We start from the raw sequence: 1,218 nt of genomic DNA, 5'->3' as shown, positions 1-1,218 counted from the left end.
TGCCGCCGTCCAGCTCGAACCAGACTTCGGTGCTGCTCACCTTCTTCGCCCGATGCTCGCCGTTGTAGGCGGCCGGGCTCGCCCCGCTCACCTCGATCACGGAGTCCTGCAGGTAAGCATGACCGCCGGAAAACGTGGCCTTGGCGGCACCCTCGGCAGCATCCCACATCAGGGCATTAATCGTGAGGTTGCCGAACCCGGTCACCAGCACCGCTTTGAGCAGGGCCGTCAGGGCCCCGGCGGCGGTGTCCCCCAGGCTTGGCGCTCCCTGCATCGCATTGCTGTACCATTTCACTGGAAAATCCATGATGCACCCCTTTTCTTTAGCGCCAAGGCCCGACAAGATCAAAACCCATTAATGATCTTGGATCAGTGTTAAAGGTATTGATCTGATAGGTAGGCCGGATAAAACGCACTAACTTGCCAGGCAAGGCGGGCAGGTTAGCGAAGTTATTACGATGCCAATCCAAGACGTCGCCATAGGGCACGATCAGACCCGGCATATAGCCACGTAAGTGGTTGCCAGACTCCACTACCATGATGGGGTCTGTACTCATATAAAAACTGTTATCGGGGGCGTTTGGAACAGAAAGACCAGCACCGAAGCGACCGAAAAGCCCCTTTAACCAGTAACTGGTAACACCAAAGAGTTGATGAAATGGGCGAGCAAGAATACGGAAGCTAGAATCATCAAAGGCTGTGAACGCCGTGGCACAAATATTATTGTTGGTGTTTTTATTTGCCATATGCAAACTACTATTGGCCGGGTTTGTCGTGGTGTAGGTATGCAGCATGGCATGATAGCGATCCCCTGGACGAACCGATTTCAAATAGCCAAAACAGAATCCAGATTGAAAGCTGGCGTTGCCGATTGCAGGAAACCAGTAGAATAACTGTGAGTCACCAATTAAGTCCCAAATCTTGGCGCTGTAACGCTGGGTAGCTGGCCAACAGTGTTCATAAATAGTGGTGTAGGTATCAATATCCACCACATCCTCGACCATGGCTATTTTGGCAAAGTAGCTAGCTGACCCAGAGGAAGTCGTTCCTGTCCAGCCGCTGAATGCGGTGTTGTCGATGCGCAAGGAAACGTTCCCCGACTCGCTGACATTGGTGGGGCGATAGATGGCCACCATGCCGTCACCGCTCTCATGGGTCAGAGTCCAGCCGAGGGGGGCCACCTTCATCGACATGATGCCGCTGCCAGCACTACCCGGG

At 53.8% G+C, this 1,218-nt stretch carries 1 protein-coding gene and 1 pseudogene; both read right to left on the bottom strand.

Translation table 11 applies throughout. The features are described from left to right. A pseudogene (locus AB5Y51_RS01280) lies at positions 1 to 307 on the bottom strand (hypothetical protein); the annotation flags it as partial. Positions 308 to 323: 16 nt separating this feature from the next. Further along, positions 324 to 1,218, bottom strand: an 895-nt coding sequence (locus AB5Y51_RS01275) for a hypothetical protein (RefSeq protein WP_368177931.1), incomplete at its 5' end; no start/stop codon positions are given.

Source organism: Aeromonas sp. R7-1 (genome assembly GCF_040908115.1).
In the GTDB taxonomy this organism is placed as follows: Bacteria; Pseudomonadota; Gammaproteobacteria; order Enterobacterales; family Aeromonadaceae; genus Aeromonas; species Aeromonas caviae.
The sequence above is the reverse complement of the archived record's forward strand: the minus strand, read 5'-3'. Positions and strand labels throughout refer to the sequence as shown.